The 24,184-nt window shown below is 35.6% G+C and carries 24 protein-coding genes, 1 tRNA gene and 1 pseudogene; 7 read left to right on the top strand and 19 right to left on the bottom strand.

All coding sequences use genetic code 11. From position 1 onward, the window contains the following. The coding region (locus BMW36_RS19495) for a transposase (RefSeq protein ID WP_175480527.1) at positions 1 to 527 on the top strand (527 nt) is incomplete at its 5' end. 121 nt (positions 528 to 648) lie between these two features. Here BMW36_RS19495 and BMW36_RS19490 read toward each other — a convergent pair. From BMW36_RS19490 to BMW36_RS19425, 14 genes are all read right to left on the bottom strand, one after another. Next, positions 649 to 2,145: a methyl-accepting chemotaxis protein gene (locus tag BMW36_RS19490; protein WP_245711750.1), complete on the bottom strand. Its 1,497-nt coding sequence runs from the start codon at positions 2,143 to 2,145 to the stop codon at positions 649 to 651. Between the two features lie 653 nt (positions 2,146 to 2,798). Beyond that, the gene (locus BMW36_RS19485) at positions 2,799 to 3,422 is read right to left on the bottom strand and encodes a hypothetical protein (protein WP_089744265.1); all 624 of its coding nucleotides are present in this window, start codon (positions 3,420 to 3,422) and stop codon (positions 2,799 to 2,801) included. Next, complete coding sequence (locus tag BMW36_RS19480; RefSeq protein WP_089744263.1) at positions 3,404 to 4,276, bottom strand: ABC transporter ATP-binding protein; 873 nt, start codon at positions 4,274 to 4,276, stop codon at positions 3,404 to 3,406. Before BMW36_RS19480 ends, BMW36_RS19485 begins: the two co-directional genes overlap by 19 nt. After that, complete coding sequence (locus tag BMW36_RS19475) at positions 4,263 to 6,086, bottom strand: hypothetical protein (RefSeq protein ID WP_139180348.1); 1,824 nt, start codon at positions 6,084 to 6,086, stop codon at positions 4,263 to 4,265. Before BMW36_RS19475 ends, BMW36_RS19480 begins: the two co-directional genes overlap by 14 nt. Positions 6,087 to 6,164: 78 nt before the next feature. Further along, entirely contained in the window at positions 6,165 to 6,545 is a 381-nt protein-coding gene (locus BMW36_RS19470; protein ID WP_089744258.1) for a hypothetical protein, read from the bottom strand. A gap of 298 nt (positions 6,546 to 6,843) precedes the next feature. After that, positions 6,844 to 8,469, bottom strand: a complete 1,626-nt coding sequence (locus tag BMW36_RS19465) for a metal ABC transporter solute-binding protein, Zn/Mn family (RefSeq protein WP_089744256.1) — start codon at positions 8,467 to 8,469, stop codon at positions 6,844 to 6,846. 315 nt (positions 8,470 to 8,784) lie between these two features. Beyond that, on the bottom strand, positions 8,785 to 9,474 hold the full coding sequence (locus BMW36_RS19460; protein WP_089744254.1) for a stalk domain-containing protein: 690 nt from the start codon (positions 9,472 to 9,474) through the stop codon (positions 8,785 to 8,787). Positions 9,475 to 9,804: 330 nt separating this feature from the next. Continuing rightward, complete coding sequence (locus BMW36_RS19455; protein ID WP_089744252.1) at positions 9,805 to 10,800, bottom strand: hydroxyacid dehydrogenase; 996 nt, start codon at positions 10,798 to 10,800, stop codon at positions 9,805 to 9,807. Positions 10,801 to 11,014: 214 nt separating this feature from the next. Next, positions 11,015 to 11,785 carry a response regulator transcription factor gene (locus BMW36_RS19450; RefSeq protein WP_089744251.1) on the bottom strand — a complete coding sequence of 257 codons (771 nt, stop codon included), beginning with the start codon at positions 11,783 to 11,785 and terminating at the stop codon, positions 11,015 to 11,017. Positions 11,786 to 11,788: 3 nt separating this feature from the next. Next, positions 11,789 to 13,561 carry a sensor histidine kinase gene (locus tag BMW36_RS19445; protein ID WP_089744248.1) on the bottom strand — a complete coding sequence of 591 codons (1,773 nt, stop codon included), beginning with the start codon at positions 13,559 to 13,561 and terminating at the stop codon, positions 11,789 to 11,791. A 109-nt stretch (positions 13,562 to 13,670) separates the two neighbouring features. Continuing rightward, positions 13,671 to 15,260 (bottom strand): extracellular solute-binding protein, encoded by a 1,590-nt coding sequence (locus tag BMW36_RS19440; RefSeq protein ID WP_089744246.1) that lies wholly within the window; start codon positions 15,258 to 15,260, stop codon positions 13,671 to 13,673. A 74-nt stretch (positions 15,261 to 15,334) separates the two neighbouring features. Next, positions 15,335 to 16,222 (bottom strand): carbohydrate ABC transporter permease, encoded by an 888-nt coding sequence (locus tag BMW36_RS19435; protein ID WP_089744245.1) that lies wholly within the window; start codon positions 16,220 to 16,222, stop codon positions 15,335 to 15,337. A gap of 82 nt (positions 16,223 to 16,304) precedes the next feature. After that, complete coding sequence (locus tag BMW36_RS19430; RefSeq protein WP_425431963.1) at positions 16,305 to 17,294, bottom strand: ABC transporter permease; 990 nt, start codon at positions 17,292 to 17,294, stop codon at positions 16,305 to 16,307. Between the two features lie 249 nt (positions 17,295 to 17,543). Beyond that, positions 17,544 to 17,615 (bottom strand) — tRNA-Val (locus BMW36_RS19425). A gap of 310 nt (positions 17,616 to 17,925) precedes the next feature. Between BMW36_RS19425 and BMW36_RS19420 the strand changes: the two genes are divergently transcribed. Then, positions 17,926 to 18,489: a cell wall hydrolase gene (locus BMW36_RS19420; protein ID WP_245711751.1), complete on the top strand. Its 564-nt coding sequence runs from the start codon at positions 17,926 to 17,928 to the stop codon at positions 18,487 to 18,489. A 34-nt stretch (positions 18,490 to 18,523) separates the two neighbouring features. On the opposite strand, the gene BMW36_RS19415 is transcribed toward BMW36_RS19420, so the two are convergent. Continuing rightward, positions 18,524 to 19,204, bottom strand: a complete 681-nt coding sequence (locus tag BMW36_RS19415; protein ID WP_089744241.1) for a DUF3298 and DUF4163 domain-containing protein — start codon at positions 19,202 to 19,204, stop codon at positions 18,524 to 18,526. Between the two features lie 114 nt (positions 19,205 to 19,318). Between BMW36_RS19415 and BMW36_RS19410 the strand changes: the two genes are divergently transcribed. From BMW36_RS19410 to BMW36_RS19400, 3 genes are all read left to right on the top strand, one after another. Beyond that, complete coding sequence (locus BMW36_RS19410) at positions 19,319 to 20,041, top strand: alpha/beta hydrolase (protein ID WP_089744239.1); 723 nt, start codon at positions 19,319 to 19,321, stop codon at positions 20,039 to 20,041. 5 nt (positions 20,042 to 20,046) lie between these two features. After that, on the top strand, positions 20,047 to 20,469 hold the full coding sequence (locus BMW36_RS19405) for a GNAT family N-acetyltransferase (protein WP_089744230.1): 423 nt from the start codon (positions 20,047 to 20,049) through the stop codon (positions 20,467 to 20,469). A 68-nt stretch (positions 20,470 to 20,537) separates the two neighbouring features. Continuing rightward, positions 20,538 to 21,218: a YetF domain-containing protein gene (locus tag BMW36_RS19400; protein ID WP_089744229.1), complete on the top strand. Its 681-nt coding sequence runs from the start codon at positions 20,538 to 20,540 to the stop codon at positions 21,216 to 21,218. A gap of 29 nt (positions 21,219 to 21,247) precedes the next feature. Here BMW36_RS19400 and BMW36_RS19395 read toward each other — a convergent pair whose 3' ends face one another. The 3 genes from BMW36_RS19395 to BMW36_RS19385 all read right to left on the bottom strand — a co-directional run bounded on the left by BMW36_RS19395 (position 21,248) and on the right by BMW36_RS19385 (position 22,343). Next, complete coding sequence (locus BMW36_RS19395) at positions 21,248 to 21,529, bottom strand: hypothetical protein (protein ID WP_089744227.1); 282 nt, start codon at positions 21,527 to 21,529, stop codon at positions 21,248 to 21,250. A 75-nt stretch (positions 21,530 to 21,604) separates the two neighbouring features. Next, entirely contained in the window at positions 21,605 to 21,853 is a 249-nt protein-coding gene (locus tag BMW36_RS19390; protein ID WP_089744225.1) for a hypothetical protein, read from the bottom strand. Between the two features lie 76 nt (positions 21,854 to 21,929). Further along, complete coding sequence (locus BMW36_RS19385; protein ID WP_089744223.1) at positions 21,930 to 22,343, bottom strand: CotO family spore coat protein; 414 nt, start codon at positions 22,341 to 22,343, stop codon at positions 21,930 to 21,932. 175 nt (positions 22,344 to 22,518) lie between these two features. Here BMW36_RS19385 and BMW36_RS19380 point away from each other — a divergent pair, with 175 nt between their 5' ends. Beyond that, positions 22,519 to 23,019: a CotY/CotZ family spore coat protein gene (locus tag BMW36_RS19380; protein WP_089744221.1), complete on the top strand. Its 501-nt coding sequence runs from the start codon at positions 22,519 to 22,521 to the stop codon at positions 23,017 to 23,019. 152 nt (positions 23,020 to 23,171) lie between these two features. Further along, positions 23,172 to 23,870: pseudogene (locus BMW36_RS19375) on the top strand (BCCT family transporter); the annotation flags it as partial. Between the two features lie 46 nt (positions 23,871 to 23,916). Here the strand turns inward: BMW36_RS19375 and BMW36_RS19370 are convergent. Next, positions 23,917 to 24,184, bottom strand: a 268-nt coding sequence (locus BMW36_RS19370; RefSeq protein ID WP_139180347.1) for a transposase, incomplete at its 5' end; no start/stop codon positions are given.

Here is a 24,184-nt window from a genome sequence, read left to right as displayed (position 1 = left end):
TTTCCATGGATGGAGTATCTGGTCTGGAGGAAGGTGCTCGCTCCATATTCCCTGATGTCATCGTTCAACGATGCATTGTACACTTAATTCGCAACTCTATTAAATACGTGCCAAGCAAGGAATATAAGGCATTTACGGCCTCTTTAAGAAAGGTTTACGGAGCTCAAAGCCTTAAGGCTTGTCATAGTACATTTGAATCTTTCAAACAACAATGGTCCGCCTACCCAGGAGCTATCGATGTCTGGGAACGCAATTTTGAACACGTTGAACAATTATATGACTATGGTAGTGCAGTGCGTAGAATTATGTATACGACAAATGCTGTAGAGAGCATTCACTCTAGCTTTAGAAAAGTAACAAAAAAAGGTGCATTCCCCAACGAGAATGCCCTACTTAAAGTTCTTTATTTACGAGTTAAAGAGTTAGAAACCAAATGGGAAGGTGGTCATGTCCGTAACTGGTCACTAGCCATGAACCAACTATTAATGGATGACCGATTGAAGGATAGAGTTCTCAAATATATCTAAGTGTGTGATCCCAACTTACACACTTTATTTGACAAACCCGATGAACAAAATTGTGAATGCTTTGTTCCTAGTGAAACCATAATAATAGCAGGCTATTATAGCCTGCTATTCTGAATAACATTTACATTTTAAATTTAACAATTGTTTTGTTTAAATCATCTGCTAACTTTGATAAATCTTCACAGCTTTTAGCTACTTCTTCCATAGAACTGCTAGTTTGCTGAGCACTTGCGGAAGTTTGCTCAATTCCTGCCGCAGACTCCTCTGAGATAGCTGCAATCTCTTCAACCGTACCGCTCATTTGTTGGCTCCTATCTGAAATGTTCAGGAAGGATGAGGTAACGTCCTTTATCGTATCCACCATCTCCATTATAGCTCCATTAATATCTTCAAACGTTTCGCCAGTCGTTCTAATTTGCAAACTGCCTTGTTCAACCTCGCCAAATCCACTTTCAAGTGTTTTGGTAACATCGGTTGATTCAGTCTGAATATTATTAACTATACTTGTAATATCAGTTACAGAAGTTGTAACCTGTTCAGCCAATTTCCTCACTTCATCAGCAACTACAGCGAATCCTTTTCCCTGCTCTCCTGCACGTGCTGCTTCAATTGCGGCATTTAACGCTAATAAATTCGTTTGTTCCGCTATATCCTGAATAACAGAAACTAATTTGCTTATTTCCTGAGATTGATTATCTAATCCTCTCACTTTTTCAACAGAGTCTTTAACTATTTTTTCTATATTTACCATTTGTTTTACTGAGGTATTCATTAATTTTTGCCCTTGTTCTGATAATGACAACACATTTTTGGATGATTCCTGAATAGATTCTCCTTTTGTATTTAACTCGTTTATTTCATTTAAGAAGGTCTTCATCGTATCCGAAAGTTCACTAGTGTACTCTGCTTGTTCTTCCGCGCCTGTTGCTAGTTCATGCATAGTTGTCGCAGTCTGCTCCGAGCCAGATTTAACTTCTGTCGTTGACTGTGTTAATTCATCACTCTTATTAGCAACAGTTCCAGAAACGTCTGCAACTTGCTCAATGATAGCTCGTATACTATTTTTCATATTATTCGCAGAAATAGCTAACTGACCTACCTCATCTTGCTTCTCACTTTCTAATTCAACCGACAGATCGCCTTCTTCTACTTGTTTCATTTTAGATTGTAATTCTTTTATTGGTTTTGTGATTCTGCCAGCAATGTACAGACTAATAACGATCGACAGCAGCACTAGTAATCCAACGCTGATAAGGATTGGGTATAATACGGTTTGAGCTTCTTGTTGTATTTCAATTAAGTCCACCGTTCCAACCAGAATCAAGCCGTCTGATATAAAATACCCTAATGCTTTATCTCGACCATTCTCGGTATACTCAAAATACCCTTGGTCAGATCCACTATTTATTATTTTTTGAAAATACTCTTTATCAGCATCCGTTTGTTCAATTCGGCTTTTATCAAAATCATAATATATTAAACCTTCACGAGATAACACACGGTAATGTCCTGTCTTTCCTATTCTTGTCGTCTCTAATACTTCATCGACAATTGTTTTATCTTCAACTATTTCAGCAAAATGACTAAAAACTCTTGCTTGTTCCGAAACATTCTCCATTAACTTGTCTAAGGTTGTCTCTACGCTACTTTTTTAACTGATAAATCCAATGATACTTCCAGCAACTATTATTAATAAAACAAAGGGAATGACTATCTTCAATTGTAAACTTTTAAAACTAAACCTAGTATTCGCGGCATTTCGGATTTTGTTTTTTTTCATACTTATTCTCCTTCTATGATGTTTGTTATATTCATTTTATATAATCAATATCGACATTTTACGACAAAATGTGAAGGGTTTTATAAAGAATCTTTCTTCATTTTTTACCATGTTCTGATAACTAGGAACTTATATATTTTCAAAATATGGGTAGATCTTAACTATATTAATATCCGTGGGATTCTTCTAGGCAAAAGGGGGATCTTCCTTCAATTTTGGAGAGTTAGTAAATGATAATCAGTCATTCACAAGGCGTTGTATCTCAAGGAACTCATCCATTATCTACAAAAAAAACAACCTTTAATTTTTTAAAGGCTGGAAACTTATTAATTACTATATGATTTCTAATGGTTCCACATCACCAATTACTCAGTCAACGATCGGAAAGGATAAAGAAGTTTCATTTTTTTTAATTAAGTTCTGAATTATTCAAATTTTAACAAGTGTTATTAAGTTAAAAGCAGCATTTGAAAAAATTCAACAATTAAACCTCAAGTAAGATGATATTGACTACGATATTTAATACATATAACAGTTATAAGATGAGTAATTAAAACTGTAATAAGTTGAATTATTATATATTCATTTTCAGATGACATCACTCTAGGTCTGTACCATTGTGTTAAGTATAATGGTCCTTGGCCTGAACCTGTAGTGAATAACCCATACATTAAATAACTCAATGAAATGCCTAACCCCAAACCTGCGTGTTTTAAAATAGTGATAAGGAGGGTAGTAATCGATAAATATAGCAGGGATGAACTAAAAACACTTACAAGTAGTGTGTTATCAACATATATAGCCACAATCCCTGAAAATAAAATAGATATAAGAAAACTTACAGCAAATGGTCTTAAAAAGCCAACTTTCCAATGAGATATTGGGAGTGTGATAAACAACTCCTTTTGTTCTAAAGATCCAATAATGCTCATTACGGAAAGTATAGGCAGATTAATAAGTGGAAATAGTACCAAGACAAGACTTCTTTCAGCAATAATTTCCATCCCAATTACAAATTCAAATATGATCAACATTGCTAAGATCAGAGGCATCAAGTATAAACTTTTATATGCTTTTATTGTATAAATTAAAAATTCTAATTCCCTTGTAACCAAACCATATAGCCCTCCTCTAGATTTGGAAATGCCTGTTTTGCTGACGGATGTGGTTGTTCCTCTGCAATTATACGACAGTTTACGATTTGGTCTTCATTTTGTTCGCTCACTTGACTAATAAATGCCCTAGAGTCCGCAGCAATCCTGTTATAAGCTTCTATATCAGCTGCCAAGGACCATACTTTCCCACTAGCAAGATTAGTTACATCATGAATATTTTCACACTTTGAAACTATCCCTTTTTTGATTAATAATACCTTATCACAAGTCATTGCTATATCTTCTGTAATATGGGTAGAGAAAACAACAATACGATTTTGAGCTAATTTTTTAATTAAGTTTCTAAATCGCATTCTTTCTTCAGGATCTAACCCTGCTGTTGGTTCATCTACTAATAAGAGTTGAGGATCATGCATAATTGCCTGAGCAATGCCTACTCTTTGTTTCATGCCGCCTGAAAGAGATGTAATTTTTACATTCGATTTATTGTCCAGATTTACTTCCTGTAAGATTTTATCAATTTGTCCGCTTAGATCATTTCTTTCTATCCCCCTCATTAAGCCTATATAACTTAAAAATTCTTTTACTTTTAATTGTGGGAATAAACCGATATTTTGAGGCATATAACCTATCATTTGTCTAATAATTTCTCGATTTTTCAAGTAGTCTTTTCCATTTAATTTTATGGAACCGCTAGTTGGCTCATAATATGTCGCCAGTATTCTTAATAGCGTCGTCTTTCCCGCACCATTTGGTCCTAACAAGCCAATTGTTCCGTTTTCTAAAATGAAATTAGTTTCATCCAGTGCAATCCTTCGTTTGAATTTTTTGGATAATTGGTTAACCTTCAGCATATTTATCCTCCATATCTTGTATCATTTGTTCAGCTGAGACTGTACCTTCCATCTCTTTGTACCATTTTTGTATAAGCTGTGTGCGCTGTTCTTCAGATAATCGCTTGTAATAGGAGGTAATTCTCGTAATAGTTTCTTCATCATATTCTCTTTTCAAATAGTTTTGCCAAGATTCATGTTCGATTACATTATTAAATATTGCTTCAAACAGGCTAGTATCTCCACCATTTAAGTATACATTTGTAAAAATATTGTTTGATTGGTTAATGTCTTCATTTTTATACAGGTAGCATTCACTTGGATTTGCAGAAAAAGCTGGATATAATGTAGTAACTATTACAGATTCACAAGATGGAGCTAAATTAGCTGCTAATCTATCATTGATATTTTCTATTTCATTAAATACTCTTTCCTTATTTATCTGAATCTCTTCGATTTCAACAGAATATGGATAAAGATAGTTATCCTTTTCCTTATAGTTCCCTTTTAAAATTGTTGGGCCATATGCTTCACCTTGCAATTTTTGATCATTAGCTATTTCTAGATTAGTTGTAACAGAAGATAATTCACTCAGATTTATCTGGTAAGATTCCACATTTCCATTTTTGTATGGGTTTAAGGCTTCTTTTGGGTTCATCGGATACCAAGGAGTGGTTGCGATTAGTTCATAACTAGTGGGAGCTATCGCATCATAGGTTTCTGTCTCAGCAGTTAATGTGATTTCACCATGTAATTCAGGTAATGATAATGCTATTATGTTATCTTGATGGATATAGGTAACATTTTTATTATTAAACTTTATGTCCTTTACTTTGAAATCATCTAGTAGTGCCAATTGAATATCTGAATTGTCAGCACTCACATTTATCTTCACTTTATAGCTTAGATTATGTTTGCTATAGTGATGATTAATGTCAAAAATATAGTTATTCAACGTGTAGTCTGTAGCTTTCTCCAATAAAACAGTTTCAGTGAAAAAGTTTTTTTGACCAATGTTACTGTTAGTCTGTCTATTATTTATTTGCGGAACGAAGGGTGAGAAATAAGGGATACATAAACTAAATAACAGTAGCAATACTAAACTATATCTTCCTACCTTTTTAAGATTGAATGTCAAAAGGGTATACAAGCAAACTAAAATAATCAGCATAAAACTTCTTTGGACATAATAGCCTCGATTCACCTTCATTATTTCCATGTCGTATACGGATATCACTTTCGTTATATTAGGATCACCATTAATAAGCCAGGCACCCAGAGAAGTTGGAATGAATCCTAGCATGGAATTATATGGCATAATAAGAAACCATACAATTATAATCAAAAGGTAGCAGGATATATTTGGCAAGAGCGAATATAAAATATAGCCAATAATTGTTGAAAAAAAGAATGGTATAAACCAAATAAAAAATGTATATACAAACGTTGTTTGAAAAGTGGAAAGCGCAAATCCTACTTGTAAGTAGAATAGATAGTAGGATAAAATAGATACAAAAAAAATCAAATAGTAAGTAAAACTAATTAAACTCCAATATAATAACTTTCCAAGTCTATATTTGTTTTGATATGGCAAATTTCTTACCTGCTCGTCCAAATAGTTTCTTTGTTCAAACCTTGCTTCTTCTGCTCCATAGAATAAGTATAATAAATTTATGCACATTACAAAGTACACCATTGATGGCAAATCATAAATATCTGTAAAATTCTCTCTAGGTAACACAATGCAAAAAATAATCGAGACTATAAACAAAACGATCCATATAGGACGCCTTAAAAACTGCTTGATCTCATATTTTAAAATAGATAACAAAATTATCACCTACACCATCTCTATAAGTAAAAAATGGTAATCATTGTGAGTTACTTGTTACTTCAAAGATCTCTATTATTAATCAATTAGTTTAGCAGTATGATTTATAGACGTATCTCCTGTTGCTTTTACATAATAACCATTATTTCTAGTTAAATAATAATCAATATTAGCTGCCGGTTTATTAGATGCATTCACATTTATATCATATAACTCTTCGTCCGGCCACCAACTTTTACTCTCCCATAATTCAGCATAGCCAGTACCAGTTCCACCATTTACATCAGCTCTAAGTTCTGCATATCCGCCCGTCGCATATATTACACTACCCGTCGCCGATGAGTCTCCTACTTTTTTTGTGGCTGAAGAAGTAGCAGCAAATGTTGTTATAGAAAAAAGCAGTAACACTATAAGAAAAATGCTCACGTAACAGAATGTTTTACCAGTAATTCTTTCCATGAGAACAACTCCTTATAAATAATTTCCCACAATGACTACCAACACATCATTAATTTACCATTTATTTAAATTATTGTAAATATATTTACAGCAATTAGTGGTTAAATTATCCAAATTCCTGTTCTACTGGGTTCATAAAAACACTTAGCAAATTTTCAACTCCTGGTGGATACGTCTGCCTGTGCAAAGATCAAAAAGCAGAAGGATTCTGTAAAATACAGTCCTTCTGCTTCTCTAATAAACTACCAATAAACATGTAAGAATTTGGTAAGTTTTGATCTACTCACTAACTATATTCTTAATGAGCAATCATTTCGTGAACTATTTCCTCTCCACTCATTTCGGATGGATAATAAGTAGGCCAGTGAGTGACCTCTTTAAGTAACTCTTCCCGATCATCACCCCAGTATAAGTGATAATGACCAGCTTTAGTTGGATAGATGCTGTGATCACTGAATTGAATATACTGAGGAAGCCCTTCCGCTTCTTCTGCCAGTTTAAATATGAACCTGACTCCTCTGTTTCCCGCCTCATATGTTAATATTTCATAACCATCATAGGTGTACTGACCTGACTTATCTTCACCATTTTCAAAAAATGTTACTGTATCTCCTTCTATCAGGATTCTGTCCACTTCCGTTTTGTACCCTACTTCATAATATTCCTTATATTCGTCTTCTGTTTTATCTCCATTTTGTTCCGCTTTATGGGCAAAAACCTCATCTAGTGTCCCATCCTGCAAATAAGGATAAACAGACTGCCAGTCTCCCTCCCAATCAGATAGAGGGCGATCCTTCACTTGGCTATCCTCAAAATACCCTTCGTAAATTTTCTCCGTTTCTTCATCATGGGCATGACTGTGCTCGTGATCTCTTTCCGTTGTATCTGCATCTTCTGAAACGGAGGAAGGTTCTGAAAGAGCTATTGTCAATTCCTCTAGATTGCTCTGCATAAGTGTAAAGTAATCCTCCTTATTATTAATATCTTCTTCCGTCAAAACAGACAAGTTGTGTATGCGCAAAGTCTCTGCATCTATTTCCTGTCTAACAACATCGGCCACTTTAGGAGTGATATTCTGTTCAAAGAACACATATTTTAAGCCATGCTTTTTTGAGGTTTCTATAATATTTTGTATCTCTTTTTGTGAAGGTTCATTATTAGGACTTAAGCCAGAAATAGCAATTTGCTCAATTCCGTAGCTTTGCTCCCAATATCCATATGCTGCATGGGATACAATAATTTTATTCTCAGGTAAACTTTCAAGTTGCGTATGGAACTCCTCATCCAAATTTTCAAGTTTCCCTTTAAGCTCTTCAAAGTTTTCATTAAAAACTTCTTCTTGGTCTGGTTTAAGCTCTACAAGTGTATCCTTGATATTCTCTGCCAACTCTATAGAGCGAATAGGATCAAGCCAAATGTGTGGATCCTGGTCCCCATGATCATGTCCAGCGTGTTCGTCGTCATGATCGTCCCCTTCCTCATGTTCATGTTCATCGTGGCTGCTCTCTTCCTCATGGTTGTGGTTATGTACATGCTCTAATAAGTCAATTCCCTCTGAAGCTTCTAATATTTCTACATCTTCTGATTGGATCGCATCTGATATTTGTTCAGCGTACGATTCCAGCCCAGCCCCGTTATAAATAAAAGCATCTGCTTCAGCAATATTCATTATCTCTTTCGAAGTTGGTTCATAAGTGTGAGGGTCTGAACCTGCTGGTAAGATGGATTCAACTTCAGCTTGATCTCCTGCAATTTGCTCTGTAAAAAACTGAAGAGGGTAGACAGTAGTAAATACTTTCAAACTTTCTTCTGATTCCTTTGAATCGTTGTTATCCTCACTGCTGTTTGCCTCTTCATTTCCACAGGCAGCAAGCACAAAAAGGATAGTAAGTAGACTTAAATAACTTAATAAATTTTTTAACATTTTTTCTCCTCCTTTAAATTTAACATCATTATATCGTAACCGTTACGATTTGTAAATAGTAATCATTACGTTTTATTAGCGACAAAATTATTGTTCTAATTTTTATTATTAATAATGTAATGACATTCAAGAACAAAAAGTCTGAACTCTTGATATACAAGAATACAGACTTTTCCCGCTAATGTTTGGAATCTCAATCGAATTAATGTTTTTAAAGATTAAAAGCTATGTATTTTATGTTTTCAAATGAGATTAGTAAATTTTTCATTTTGTATACTTCACTATTGCTGACGAAAGGTAATTAGGATTTGCCACCTACTTAACAGTTCCTGTAATAAATGCGTTTGATGAACTTGTTAAAGCTTCTGATTCTACCACTATTTCCAGTTCATTCACACCACCAATGTTAATATCGGCAGACCCTTCTTTTTGCCCTGCAGCTATTTCTAATACTTTCAGTGTTACATCACCGTCTTTAAATGTTACGGTAATCCCTTTGCTTCCCAGATCAAAGACTTTAAAGTTAGCATGTTGGTAACTGCCTTGAGTTCCAAGAGAGAATCTCTTTTTTACTATATCTACTCCCTCGATAAAGAAACCACTTTCATAATTCACACCATTTTGCACTGTTACATTACTATCGACAGTTTTCGAGATGGCGTAATGGTCATCTATAACATCTAAATCCATAATTTTCACTTCTGAATCAGACTCTCCTAGACTTACCGTTTGTGTTTCTCCATCCCAGCCTATTCCAACGCCGAAAGCTTGACCTACGGAACGGACTGGTAAATAGGTAGTGCCACTGTATGTAATAGCTGTTAGTTTATTTCCTGATGGGTCTTTCGGTGTCCAATCCTGACCATCTACCTGAAAACTGATTCCGTGATTCTTATAGGCAGTTATTTTTTCTAATAATGAATTGGCACTTACTCCTGCTGTGAAACCAACTGCCATTGTTACTGTTGCTATACCTATAATAGCTTTTTTTCCTACATTTTTCATTTTCCTATACACTCCCTAGTTTATTCAGATCTTAACATAATGTTATTAATCTATTCTATTTATAACATAATAATCCAATGATGTGAATATTGACCAAAGGTAGTGTGAATATGGAACTAAAATTCCAAATATAACGTAAATGTTATATTTATACTATTAGTTTAGTAGTGTTTTAGTTGTGGCTCAATTTCCGACCCGCGATACGAGTGAAAGGCTGTTTCGATCATTATCCTATTCATATAGAGAAAGGGTGTCCTGAAAGTATAACGGTTTTTTAGGAATTTTTAAGCTCTCATTTCTTTTATAGAGAAGTAATTATAAATATTCGACTCATGCCATCCGTTCAAACTGTTCCTTTGATACAGCCCACCTAAGTGTGTCCCCTTTTATATAACGTCTCAATTCTTCCAGCATATACTGTCCCATTCTTCCACATTCCGCTCCTTCGCTTCCAGCAAGATGCGGTGTGATCACAACATTCTCCAATTGGAATAGTTCAGAATCTGATAGTGGAGGCTCGGGATCTGTAACATCCAGAATAGCTGTAATGTCTTTTCTTTTCCTTAAAATGTCTACCATTTCTGACTCTTTCACTATTGCTCCTCTTGCTGTATTGATAAAGCTTGCCCCTTCTTTCATACTGTGGATATGATCTCCAGTGATCATGCCGATTGTTTTAGGTAATAGTGGGGCGTGCAATGATACAATATCGGAAAACTCGAATATTTCTTCCAGAGAGCAGAGCTTAACCCCAAGTCTATCAGCTTCTTCCTTTGTCACAAATGGATCAAACGCTAATATTTCCACATCAAATGGCTGAAGTAACTCTACTACACATCGTCCAACAGTACTTAACGAGATAATCCCGATTTTACTTTTAAAAGCACCTGGAATCATAAATGGTTTGTTCGGAAACTGGCGCTCTCTTTTTATTTGTCTAACAAACTGCCATCCATTTTTTAAGGAAAAAATGATTTGTGATAATGTAAATTCTGCCACTGGAATCGCATTTGCATGCACTGCCGTTGAGAAGACAATTCCCCTTTCCCATGCTTCATCTGTTGCTATCTGTTTAATTGATCCTGCCGCATATAATACTGCTTTTAAATGGGGTGCATGATCTAATAATGCTGTGTCAATGGCTGGCCCTCCCCAGCCTGATAATACTATTTCCACATCTTTTAAGATCGTTGGATTATTGTGAAGTTCTTGTCTGGACATTGGTGGCCCAATAATGTTAACATCTTGCTCGATTTGTTGACGGACAAAATCTGGATAAACAAGATCAAACGGCTCTTTATCCATTACATAGATTGCTTTTTTCATATAAACACTCCTTTTCAGATTGCCATACATTAATTTCTACACCCTTTATGTTAGTACATTTAGTCAGCAATAACCACACTGCTCTGAAACTCATTTTTTCCAACTGCTACATGAACTTTCATGGAAAAAAAGAAAGAACCCTTATCTATCAAGGGTTCTCGCCTATGATTCCGACTGGTCTCGAACCAGCGACCTCCACCCTGTCAAACCTCAATCAGATTTGCTCCCCCTTCCTTTTCATTTCACTTCTATAATTTCCTGGTGTTTGACCGACAAACTGCTTAAACTTTTTATAAAAGTGTCTTGAATTCTCATAGCCTACACGAGTTGCAATTGCAGATAACTGTAAATTACATTCATCTATTAACAATTGCTTCGCATGTTTAATTCTTGTCTCATGTACATAATGAACGAATGTTGTATCGATTTCCTTTTTAAGTAAATTACATACATAATTAGGATGTAAATTCATGTATTCAGCAACTTCACTTAATGATATATCATTCATATAATTTTCTCTTACGAATGTTTTAAATTTTCGAACGCTCTCTTTCTCATCGGGTTCTTTGATCTCCTTAAGAGAGTGATTATAATTAAGTAAACGCTCCTTATTTTCTAACCGGGAAACTGTTTGACTCAAGATCTCTGACAATCTTGTTTGATTAATTGGTTTCAACAGATAGTCATCTACTTGAAGACGGATGGCTTTCTGTGCATAATCAAATTCATCATACCCAGATAAGATTACAAAATGGTTTACATTTTTCTTTTTTGCCTCATGAATCAATTCCAATCCGTTCATTTCCGGCATTTGAATATCGGTAATAAGTAAATGTGGTTGGAAGTTTTCTATTATGTCCAATGCGTCAATTCCATCAGAGGCTTCCTCGATCTCTGAGAATAACTTATTCCCATGATTCACAATCATATGCTTAACTCCGGTACGAATAAGTGGTTCATCATCAACAACCAATATCTTATACATGAATTATTCATCCTCCTTCTTTTGAAGTCTCAGTTCAAATAAAGTCCCATGGTCCATATCACTTTCCATAAAAATACCTGATTCTTCTCCAAAAAATGCTCTTATTCTTTCTTGTACATTAAATAATCCTATCCCCTTTTTCTCAGAACCGCACCTCTTATCTCCTGCCAGAACCGCTCGAATATCTTTAATCTTATCAGAACTTATGGGTGATCCATTGTTTAAAATCCTTACCTTCATATGGGATAAGTTTTCATCAATGTCAATTCGAATGATTCCCTGTTTTCTCGTTTCCCCAAAACCATGTATAATACTGTTTTCAACAACAGGCTGTAAAATAAATTTTGGACATGCAAAATCAGAAATATTCGGCTCCACATTTATTTCAAACTCCAGCCGATCCCCCATCCTGATTTTATGTATGGCAATGTAATCCATAATATTATCTACCTCTTGTTGAAGGGTAGTCGTTTCTCCATTTTTACCAATACTGTAACGCAGTAACTTACCTAATGTATATATCATTTCTGCTAACTCGTTGTCATTTTTCACTAATGCCATCATTCGCATCGATTCTAAAGTGTTATAAAGAAAATGAGGTTTAATCTGAGCTTGGAGCATTTTAATTTCTGCGTCCTTCTTTAATAATACTGTACGATGCATCTCATGTTCTAATCCCGTCATTCTTTTAACCATATTATTGTAAGAAGTAATTAAAAATCCAATTTCATCTGTATCAGTGGTATCTGGAAATCTTGCATATTTAAGTGTGGGTACTTGTTTTAGGTGATTGGAAAAGCGACTAATTCTTAATGCGATTGATGAAGCAATCATAAAGTAGATAAATGATAACAAAATTAGTAAAAGTATTCCGCCGGCTAGTACCCAGTTAACCAATTCTTTTATATTTAAAAGAGACTCTACTTCACTAATATTCACATAAATTAAATCCATTTCATTAATAGGAATCACACTTACTAGATGACCGCGCTCATTGACATAAAAATTCTTCACCTGGCCATCAATGTTTTCAAAAACAGGATCCTCCCATTTAGAATTATCCCACCCAGGTACTGCTTCTTGATAAACAGGTGTTAAGTTTCCATCTAAAAGCCAGTTCCAAGATTTTCCCTTGTTAAAACTTTCAAATAATAAATTGATCAGCTCGTTATTCACAGTTAAATGTAAATATCCCAATTCTCTAGTATAGTTTTCATTATTTAACTTATGAGTATAATGAATAATTGGCAGGTTGTTATTCTCTTTTAAATTATATGTCCATACTCCTTGATTCGGGGGCAAGAATTGTATTCTATCCTTTAATCTCTGACGCTCGAGATCTACCATATTTAAAATAACAGGCTTTATAGGTAATGCTTTTAAATTATGTTTATAAATTTTAATATCTTCTATCACAGGATTACTTAAGTATGTGAAAGTAAATGTTGGCTTAATAAATCTTTGATAATTATAGATCATCTCCCAGTCACTATGGTAGTTACCATCAATATATTCAATCAAATTTCTGTTGTTTTGATAAAGAGAGTAAGTTGACTCAATCTTTGAAAGTTCCATTTTGAGATTATGATAGGCCTGCTCTACAAATTGAATCTGGTTGGTTCTATATTGCTTATAGAGATTGATAACCATTTGCTGATAAACTAAAAATCCGAAGATGATAAAAGGAAAACAAATAAGCAGTATATATGCAATGACCAGTTTTTTTACAATACGCATATTTCTACGCTTATTAACCAATAACATTAGTAGCTTCATAAACAGCTTCCTTCCGTCAATCCTCTGTAACTTGAATCCTTACAAAAAATACACTCAATGTTTTACAAAGATAGCGGTGCTGAGACTAACACCGCATCTTGTATATATTTTATTCAAAAGCTCGGAGAACTTGTTGATATTTTTCGTTTGCCCATTCTTCATAATCGGCTAATCCTATTTCTTCTGCTTTCTTAAGCATTTCTCTGTATGCTGCTTCAGCCTCTTCTTGTGAATTAGCCAGTAAAACTTTTGATTCTTCATTATCAATCATGTTATCAATGTTGGTTTCAATTACTTGCTCATCCGAATCAGCAGCTGGTACCACCATTCCAATCTCCGGTTTATATACTACATTCTCATTTAACTCTCGATTAGTTTTCGTTAATTCAGTATCTGGTTGAAAGTTACCTAATGCTTCAGTAACAGAACTTCCTGCAAGTAAGCCCCACCAGTGCACTCCTAGCTCATTTAGAACTTCATCGTTATTTCTCTCATATGTGAACACAGGATAACCATTGTCTTCACTCCAATTCCAATGCTCTCCTTCAATCCCCCACATAGCTAAATGCTGTCCTTCTTCTGCCATTAAATATTGCATAAATTTAATGGAAGCTTCAGGATTTTTATTGTTCTTAGTAATGAACACCCCTTGCCACCCTGTATCAAATCTAGCATATGAAAAATCACCATTAATATTTAATGGGAGGTTTTTCCACTCCATCTCTCCCTCTGACTCTGCATTAAGTCGATCTGCTGCGGCCGTAGTCCATGCATACGCAAAAGCCTTTCCACTTGTTGCCATTGACTTAGCTTGGTCTTCATTTTGATAAGCATATGTTTCAGGCTTAATAATACCTTCTAAATACAATTTATTCATAAACATATACACATTTTCTAATTCTTCGGTACGAAGTACATGAACTAATTTACCATTTTCATCCTCGACAAAGCCCTCTAGTTGTGCTCCAAAATTAAGCCCAAAGTAACCTTTAGCCCATGTATCAGTTGGATTTAATACTAACGGTGTCATGTCAGGATATATTTTTTTTACTTGTCTAAATAATTCAAGAAAATCATCCAATGTGTCTACAGGTGGATTTCCCATCTCTTCCATAAGGTCTGCTCTGTAAGCAATACCTGCACCACCATTTAGCGCGTATTGTTTGTTTGCTTCCCACTCTACTTTAGTGGAAAAGTTGTTCTTGACTGAATAAAATTTACCGTCACTTACTGTATTTACACCGATTCGTTCTTGAGCAATTTCAAATTCGGGAGTATATTGCTCCATGAGACTTTGCCAATCATAAGCGACTTTCGGGTCTGACATTCGATTAAATTGTAAGCTTGTAACAACAAGATCTGGTAAGTTATTTGATGCGATCATTAATGGAAGCTGTTGCTCATCTGATGCAACTGTAATATTTAATCTTACCCCTGTTTGTTTTGTGATTTCTTCAGCTACGGGACCTGACCAGTCTTTCAGAGGCCACCACGGCTGATCAACAAATAGATCAAGTTCCACAATTCCTTCATCGGTCTTAACAGGATCAGTATTACCTGCGTTATCTTTATTATCTGCGGACTGTTGATCTTCAGTGTTATTGGCAACATGATCAACCTCAGTAGAATTGTTACATCCAACCATAGTAATCATAATCAGAATGAAAGAGACTATTAAGCCAAAACAACTTTTGCACATCTTCGTCACTCCTTAATATTTTTTAGTTGCAAGAACACATTTCTGTTAGCAATTACATAATTAATAATTGAAAACTATCCTTTTACAGAACCTAACATCATCCCCTTAACAAAATATTTTTGCAGGAAAGGATATACACAAATTATGGGAAAAACTGAAATTACTAGTGCTGTCATTTGTACAGAAAACTGAGTAACTTGTAATTGAGCAGTGTATTGTGCTGTTTGTGAGTCTGTTGGCAGCATTGTTTGATTTATAACCTCCATCATTCGGTAGGAGACTGTTCTTAAATGGTCAAATTGTACAAAATATGCGGAGTCTACCCAGGAATTCCATTGACTGGCGCCAATAAAGAGGGTCATTGTTGCTAGTAAAGGGAGCGATATTGGAAGAATAATTTTTAGAAATATAGTTAGTTCACTCGCTCCATCCATCCGAGCTGATTCACCAAGTTCAGCCGGTATCTCCCTAAAGAAGGATACGGCAATTAGTAAGAAAAATAAGTTAAGCATTGTAGGAATAACATAAACACCAAAAGAATTAATTAAGCCAATTCCATTTAATACAACATAATAAGCAATTAATCCACCAGATACATTCATCGCAATTACAACCAGTATAAAATAAAACTTACGGAAAATCAGGTCACTTTTAGACAGTCCATAAGCTACCAAACTGGTGAACAATACACCGAGAAATGTCCCAACAACAGTTCTTAAAGTAGTTACACCAAGGGCAACTGTCCACTTAGCTTCCTGAAGGAAATATTTGTAATTATCTAATGTAAACTCCCGTGGCCATAAATATAATCCTCCATTCGCTGTGTCAATCCCATCGTTAAAGGATGCAACGAGCACAAAGTAAAACGGGTATAATGTAACCAATGTAATTATACTTAATAAAAAGTAATTAAAAACATCCATAAAATAATCTTCTCTACTTTTTTTTCTACGTGTCCTCATTTTCGCTTCCTCCCTTCTTATAACTCCTAAAATTTTGTGCTATGCTTTATTCTTGGAAATAAGCTTTATTATCTTGTACGTGCTAATATAACCCGGCACCTGAGACTTTTCTCGATATATAATTACTTGATAAAATTAAGATAACCGAAATAACTGATTGAACTAAGTCCACAGCTGCAGCAAATGCAAACCGACCTTGTGTAAGTCCTACATTAAAAGCATACGTCTGGATTATTTGTGATGTATCACTATTAAGCGTATTTCCAAATAGTAATGCTTGTTCAAAATTGGATCCAACTAATCCGCCACCCAACATACTGCCTATTGATAAGATTAATACAACTACAATAGAACCCTTCATTCCTGGCAATGTAATATGCCAAATTCTTCTTAACCGCCCAGCGCCGTCAATCTCTGCCGCTTCATAAAGTCCTGGGTCGATACCAGCAATAGATGCAAGGAATATGATTGTCCACCACCCCGCTTCCTTCCATATTGCAGTACCTACTGCCAGACCAAAAAAGGAATCTGGATTTGTTAAAATAGCAAGTGGCTGATCAATGATATTCATTGACATCAGCAAACTGTTCACAACACCTGTTTCCGTTGAAAAAAAGGCATGTGCAATACCAGCAACAACTACCCATGAAATAAAGTGAGGTAAATAGCTAGCAGTTTGAACGATCCTTTTTGTAAGCGAATGACGTACCTCGTTAAGCATAATTGCAAATATAATTGGAATCGGAAACGAGAAGACAAGCTTCAGTATACTTAACGTTAATGTATTTCGTACAAGTGTGGGAAAGTTGTAGTCATTAATTAATTGCTCGAAATGCTTTAATCCAATCCATGGACTTGTAAAAATCCCTTGGATTCCACTTGTGATGTTATAATCTTTAAACGCCATAATAACGCCAAACATTGGCGTAAAAGAGAAGATCAACAAGAACGACATACCTAGCCATACAAATAATTGAAATGAAAGCTGTTTACGAAAACGTCTGCTAAACTTTTCATGTTGTAACATTGATCGTGGTGATAAGCCACTGTTTTCCTCTGTATTTGTTTTCAATTCCTGCTCCTCCTTTCTCCATTTGTCATTAACAATCAGTAAAAATTCAAAAAACAACTCCAAAACTCTACTTCATTATAAAACGCTTACAAAATTGTGGAAACTGATCATTTGTAATCTCAAAGTGTCCGATTTTAAGATGTGGATATTTGAACACCGGAAATTTCTAAGGCAATTTTTGAGAATACAAAAATGATCTATATAAACAAGTGAGCCACTTTCCAACAAAATTGGAAAGTGGCTCACTTATGAGGCGTACAGGATTTGAACCTGTGACCCCGTCCCTGTCAAGGACGTATTCTCCCGCTGAACTAACGCCTCACTATTAAAAAAGTACTTCTACGGAATTACGCTAAATATGAAACTATTATTATAAATATAGATAAAAATCCATTCTTTGTCAATCTGTATGTTACAGCAGTATATCAATTGTCATATTAATGGTTATTACTCCCACAGAGAGGCAATCTTATTATATGGTAAGATTTGCTGGGCTTTGACAGGTATAACATTCTACTATCTGGCAAAAACAACCTGCTGATATATTATGTTACAACTGCTAGTCTAGATTATAGATTACTATTACAACACAGGAGGTAACAACATGACTAATAAAATCCGTACAGCTGTTATGACAACTTTGGCAGCGGCATGCTTTTTAGTAACACCAATCATATCGAATGCGTACACAGTGAAAAGCGGTGATTCTCTATGGAAGATTGGCAAACAAAATGGCGTATCTGTTCTAGAATTACAGAATATTAATAACCGTTCGAACTCCATTATATATCCTGGCGAGAATTTAATTATTCCCCAGTCGATCTCCGCATCTGATAAGCAATTAATGGCACAGCTTGTTCATGCAGAAGCTAAAGGAGAACCGTATGCAGGGAAAGTGGCAGTGGCTACAGTACTTCTTAACCGTGTTGATCATAAAGACTTCCCTAATTCCGTTGCCGGTGTTATTTATGAAACGTATAACAATGGAGCACATTATGCATTTAGTCCTGTGAAAAACGGGGCGATTAATCAAACTGCTGATAATGACTCAATAAGAGCGGTTAATGAAGCTATCGCATTTCGCGGACAAGGCCAGGGATCCATTTACTTCTATAATCCTAATACGGCTGTAAATAAGTGGATTACTAATCGTCAAGTGACGATTAAAATCGGAAACCATGTATTTGCAAAATAATAACCTGAATAAAGCCTGATCACATACAAAACGATCAGGCTTTTTCATATACTTCTTTTGGTATCGTAATTTCCTGATTCCCGGAAACATATGGTGCAATCTCATACTGCTGAAAAACTAAAACTATTCCATCATCCGTGAAATAAAAAGCTGTTTCTTTCGTTAACTGAATGTCTTCTTTCTTTAAATCAGGGTAAAAAATATCTGGACGTTCAATTGCATATTCCCATACATAGTTCTGTACCTTTTTCATTTGATCTTCTGTTGTTAAAATATCGGTTAAATAAATCCGCTTTCCCTTTTCTACATCATAATTAAAAGATTGTACAACCGTATTACCATGAGCTCCGCCACTAAACATATAATCACTTGTCAAAATACTCAATCTTGGAGATTTGTTATATTTAACGTCATATGTTGTAAGATATTCACCCTCAAAGCCGTATTTTTCAGCCTGTTTTTGGTTTGCTTTATCCGCTTTATAGGCCTCTTTAATATATTTATCAAAATCACGGTTGATTTTCTCTTCCATTTTTTCCTTTCCCACATCGCTTACTTGTGGATATTTTAGATTTTCTTTATTCTTAAATAGTTGTTCCGTCACTGTCGCTGTTTGTTTTTGCGCTTCTGCTGCTGACAAAACAAAGCCGGAGGCACTGACGGTAAGGACTACAAGCACTGTTAAAATCATCGCACATGCTTTTTTCCAGAACATTGGTTTTACAACCCCTTTTATTTTTTAGCATGTGCATAGAAGCTGTTTTCATGCATCTCGACTGCGGAGAGTGTTAAAATAAAACTTACTTATTATTGTTAGGAGGTTTATGATTTGGGACGCTTGGGGAAAATGGATGACTTAATCATAAAGAGTAATTATCTGGATGAATCGGTTACGGTGAAATGGTATCTTCCAGAAGGTTTTACTCCAATGAAGGATTACCGAGTTTGTTATATGCAGGATGGGGATGACTATTTCAGAATGGGACGGATTGCTACACTTAGTGATAAGTTACATTCAGAAATGGAGATCGAGCCGACTATCTTCGTTGGTATTCATTATAATGATAAATTTGACCGGCTGAAGAAGTATCATCCTGATGGTGAGAGACAGGAAGCATACATTACTTTTTTAATTAGGGAAGTATTGCCACAGGTGGAAGAGACATTACATATTACACCAGTTGAACGTGCCCTGATGGGTGATTCTTTAGCGGGAACGTTGGCTTTTATGACAGCAAGTATTTATCCAAGCACCTTCCGAAAAGTGATTATGCAGTCACCATTTGTTAATGAAACGGTTATGGAACGGGCAAATCACTTTGCAGATTATAAGGGATTGGAAGTGCATCATTCCATCGGTCTGGAAGAAACTGATGTGAGCACAACGGATGGAAAGGTTTCAGACTTTCTCCAGCCTAATCGTGAATTAATGAGAAAGCTTAAAGGTAATTTACAGGTCTATCATTATTTCGAATTTGACGGAAATCATACATGGAAATATTGGCAGCAACATTTAGGGGAAATCTTAACATTAATGTTTGGGGAGGAATAATAAAAATGAAAATTAAAATAGTAGAAAATGAACAGCAATTACAGGATGCCTACACTGTTAGATGTGAAGTATTTGTTGAGGAACAAGGTGTACCGGAAGAATTAGAAATTGATGATTTGGAGAATGAGGCGATACACTTTGCAGGATATGATGATGAAAAGCCTGTTGCCGCAAGCAGAATGCGTCTTGTTGATGGATATGGAAAAATGGAACGGATTTGTATATTGAAAGATTACCGCGGGAAAAGTTACGGCAAGGAATTGCTTTTATTTATGGAACAGGTAGCTAAAGAAAAAGGAATAGATAAATCGAAACTGAACGCGCAGACTCAGGCTGAAGCATTTTATCAAAAGCTTGGATACACTACTATTTCGGGTGAATTTATGGACGCAGGTATTCCACATATAACGATGACTAAAAATCTTTAATAATTTTGTATTTTTCCCCCTCTTTTTGTCAAAAATGTAGAGAGCATAGACAAGGGTGGGGGTATTTTATGCAATTCGGCTCAATATTTATTGAAACATTGTTCGGTTTTGTGACATTGTTCATATTGGCAAAATTACTCGGAAAAACACAAATCAAACAATTAACTGCCTTTGACTTTATCTCTGCACTGATTTTGGGTGAATTAGTCGGTAATGCATTATATGACAAAGAGGTGGGAATACCTGAGATCGGTTTTGCTGTGGCTTTATGGGGTGTGCTATTATTTATTACAGAAATAACTACACAGAAGATAAAAAAGTCGCGCTCACTTCTGGAAGGAAGCCCGTCAATTGTTATTCACAAAGGAAAATTACAACGGGATATAATGAGAAAAGGCAAGCTGGACATGAATCAGCTGCTCCATTTACTGCGTGCCAAAGATGTCTTCTCTGTTCAGGAAGTGGATTATGCGATTCTTGAGACGGACGGCACTTTATCTGTAGTTAAGAAAACGAATTACCAGCCGCTAAGCAGACAAGACCTCGATCTTCCGTTACAAGAAATTTTGCTGCCGGCTATGATTATCAATGATGGAGAAATTATTAAAGATAATCTTGAGGAAATTGGAAAGGATAATGATTGGCTGGTGGAGGAATTAAGGAAGCAGGACGTTAATTCAATAAAAGATGTATTTTATGCAGAGTATGATAAAAAGAACGGTTTATATATTCAGCAGCAGAATAAATAAACAAGACAGCTCACCTCTGAGCTGTCTTGTTATGCTTCAGCAACAAACTGGCGGCCTTTCCCTGTCACTTCAGCGTAAACCTTTTCATTTCGGATACTGCCTGGAACTGCTTGCCCGTATACGTGCGTCCCAGCTGTCTGTTTAAAATTCATGCTATCCTTCGGCTTTTCTTTAAGTTTCTCATTTTCATAATGCATATTAAATTGCACGGGGTATAGCTCTTCAATTGGAAATGGGTCACGTTCTTCTTTGGTTATGCGTGATTGATATTGCTGATAGCTGTAATTTTCTATTGGTATAATGTATCCCATGACAAAACCTCCCCTAATCTCCTAATATCTAACCATACCCGCTTCTGAAATTGTTAAACCTGTTTTTATGAAAATTTATAGCCAGGAGAAAGGTTTTCTGTCATCATCACGGTCATTTTCTTTATCATGATGGTGATCTTTGCGGTCATCTGCAATATCCTCTAATTCTTCATGCCGATGTTCTCTTTCTTCAGCCTCGCCAAGTGTTTGTTTTCTCGGTCCGAACAATGGATCAGGACGTTGAGAGCGTGAAGGCTCGATGCGAACATTGTCCGCTTTTATCACAAGGTCTTTTACATATATTACTTTTTTATTTTCTGACATTTGTAAATCCTCCTTTTAAAAAATATTAGCCGCTATATTCTATGCATATATCCCGCATATTGGTTACATTTCGATATTAAAATCCGGCAATATTAATCGCCTGAATCTGTTCAATGGGAACAGATACTTCTCCTGCTTTACTTGCCGTTTTTATTGATACCATTCCACTTTGATAATGATAAATAAAACCGTAATATTTTTTTCTTTCGGTTATCACTTCACAACGGACACGTGGTAAGTGCATTGGCATTGCAGCAAAATGTTCTACCTTTTCCGTAATAGTCATATCTTTAAATTTCTTCCTGCCCAGAATATCCTTATTCTCTACTTTTGGTTCTCTCCCCTGCTCTTTACTTTCTTTACCAGGCTTTTCTTTTCTTTTTCTCTTATTCGACTGATATACTGATTGCATTTTACTTGATGGTTCAGAAAGTGTCGGTTGATGTAAGTATAATTTTGGAGATTGATTATTTCTTTTGATGGAACTCATGTCATATTCCTCCTGTTACACTTTGAAGATATTTCATCTTATGATATCAGCCTAATATTGTGCATATGTCATTGTATTTTTTCCTGGAACCGTGTTATTCGTCTATACATATATGTACTTCCGTCATAGATTGTAGTGTTAACGAAAAACTTTATTTGAAGGAGTGTTAAAACTTATGGGGAAACAACACCATGACGAACACTGTGATGAATTAGGACCAATCACAAGCAAAGACTGTGTATGTGACGTAGTACGCGCAATTGCAGATGCACAAGATGATGTAATCGACCAGCTTTGTGATGTAAGCTGTGCTCAATCAATCCGCAGCTTAGTATCACCTGTAACTTCGAACGGATTAGATACAGTACCTTTTATACTGTACGGTAAAGGACTCAAACCATTCAAAGCTTCTGGAGCTGTTGTTGATAATAATAATAACCAGCCTAGATTCGAATGTATAGAAAGCTTTATCTTCCGTGTTAACGAAGTAAGCGATGACTGCTGTGCTGTACTTGAATTACTTGCATTTGACGGTGACGAAAATGCATGTGACGAACCATGTGATCAATTAGACAATGAGCGATTAGATGACTTACAACGTACTGGTATCTGTATTACAGTAGATTTGTCATGCTTCTGTGCGATCACTTGCCTTCCAGCGGTTTCTGTTATATAATCAATATTGGACTCTTTCATCAAATGATGAAAGAGTTCTTTTATTTGATCATAAAGACTTTTGCAGGCTGTGCTCCAGTAACTGATGCATGATTCGCATGATTTAGGGAATCATAAAGAGTGCAGTCATTTATGAAGGGAAAGGATGATAGGATGCAAAAAGTCACTAAAGTTTTTTATATTTCTTTAGCCATTTCGGTCTTATTTATTATATGGGGGATTATTCCTGAAACTTCACTGCCTAAATGGAATCTGGACCATATTACCACATTAATTCAAAGTTTCCTTGTAACAAGGTTTGGCTGGTTCTACCTTCTGGTGGCTACAGCTTTTTTAATTTTTGCTATCTTTTTAATTGTATCAAAATATGGAAATATTGTGCTTGGGAAAGATGGGGACAAGCCTGAATACAACTACCTTACATGGTTTGGTATGCTGTTTAGTGCCGGGATGGGGATAGGTCTTGTATTCTGGGGTGCCGCAGAGCCTGTACAGCACCTACATACCCCGCCATATGCAGCGGCAACGGAGGCGGAAGCAGCAAGGTTAGCTATGCAATACAGCTTCTTCCACTGGGGCTTCCATCCCTGGGCGATATATGCAACAATAGCTTTAGCACTTGCATATTTCCAGTTCAGAAAAGAAGAACCGGGACTTATCAGCAGTACACTTAGACCACTTTTTGGGGATAAGATGAATGGCGGATATGGTACTTTAATTAATGTTATTGCTGTATTTGCAACTGTTTTTGGTGTAGCAACTTCCCTCGGTCTTGGGGCACAGCAAATTGGGAGCGGGTTATCATTTATTAGCGATAATATTACCAACACTATTGGTCTTCAAATGATAATTAGGTTCTAAGTCAAATGTTGGGGTGAGCTAGACGCTCACTCCTAATTTATGCGACCCGAAATTTGATATATTTATATTGATGATGCAATAACACTCTTAACCTAAATCGGTCAAATCGTTTAAAACCAAATGCGTTGCGCTTAATGACCTTGGTTTGGTTATTAAGACCTTCTATAAAGCCATTATGTAAATCATAACCAAAACTGTTCATAATCTGTTTCTGCCAATTTCGAAAGGTTTCTATTGCTTTTTCAAATTCCTTTAGTCCAGAGCTTTTAACAAGGTCATAAAATTGATAAAGTCTTTCTTTTGTT

This window comes from Gracilibacillus ureilyticus, from assembly GCF_900111195.1.
Taxonomy (GTDB): domain Bacteria; phylum Bacillota; class Bacilli; order Bacillales; family Amphibacillaceae; genus Gracilibacillus; species Gracilibacillus ureilyticus.
The sequence above is the reverse complement of the archived record's forward strand: the minus strand, read 5'-3'. Positions and strand labels throughout refer to the sequence as shown.

Coding starts and splice junctions, on each gene's coding strand:
- BMW36_RS19490 (WP_245711750.1), bottom strand. CDS start 2,145: ATGGAGAATGTTTCGGAACAAGCAAGAGTTTTTAGTCATTTTGCTGAA.
- BMW36_RS19480 (WP_089744263.1), bottom strand. CDS start 4,276: ATGCTGAAGGTTAACCAATTATCCAAAAAATTCAAACGAAGGATTGCA.
- BMW36_RS19470 (WP_089744258.1), bottom strand. CDS start 6,545: ATGGAAAGAATTACTGGTAAAACATTCTGTTACGTGAGCATTTTTCTT.
- BMW36_RS19465 (WP_089744256.1), bottom strand. CDS start 8,469: ATGTTAAAAAATTTATTAAGTTATTTAAGTCTACTTACTATCCTTTTT.
- BMW36_RS19460 (WP_089744254.1), bottom strand. CDS start 9,474: ATGAAAAATGTAGGAAAAAAAGCTATTATAGGTATAGCAACAGTAACA.
- BMW36_RS19455 (WP_089744252.1), bottom strand. CDS start 10,800: ATGAAAAAAGCAATCTATGTAATGGATAAAGAGCCGTTTGATCTTGTT.
- BMW36_RS19450 (WP_089744251.1), bottom strand. CDS start 11,785: ATGTATAAGATATTGGTTGTTGATGATGAACCACTTATTCGTACCGGA.
- BMW36_RS19445 (WP_089744248.1), bottom strand. CDS start 13,561: ATGAAGCTACTAATGTTATTGGTTAATAAGCGTAGAAATATGCGTATT.
- BMW36_RS19440 (WP_089744246.1), bottom strand. CDS start 15,260: ATGTGCAAAAGTTGTTTTGGCTTAATAGTCTCTTTCATTCTGATTATG.
- BMW36_RS19435 (WP_089744245.1), bottom strand. CDS start 16,222: ATGAGGACACGTAGAAAAAAAAGTAGAGAAGATTATTTTATGGATGTT.
- BMW36_RS19420 (WP_245711751.1), top strand. CDS start 17,926: ATGACAACTTTGGCAGCGGCATGCTTTTTAGTAACACCAATCATATCG.
- BMW36_RS19415 (WP_089744241.1), bottom strand. CDS start 19,204: ATGTTCTGGAAAAAAGCATGTGCGATGATTTTAACAGTGCTTGTAGTC.
- BMW36_RS19405 (WP_089744230.1), top strand. CDS start 20,047: ATGAAAATTAAAATAGTAGAAAATGAACAGCAATTACAGGATGCCTAC.
- BMW36_RS19400 (WP_089744229.1), top strand. CDS start 20,538: ATGCAATTCGGCTCAATATTTATTGAAACATTGTTCGGTTTTGTGACA.
- BMW36_RS19395 (WP_089744227.1), bottom strand. CDS start 21,529: ATGGGATACATTATACCAATAGAAAATTACAGCTATCAGCAATATCAA.
- BMW36_RS19390 (WP_089744225.1), bottom strand. CDS start 21,853: ATGTCAGAAAATAAAAAAGTAATATATGTAAAAGACCTTGTGATAAAA.
- BMW36_RS19385 (WP_089744223.1), bottom strand. CDS start 22,343: ATGAGTTCCATCAAAAGAAATAATCAATCTCCAAAATTATACTTACAT.
- BMW36_RS19380 (WP_089744221.1), top strand. CDS start 22,519: ATGGGGAAACAACACCATGACGAACACTGTGATGAATTAGGACCAATC.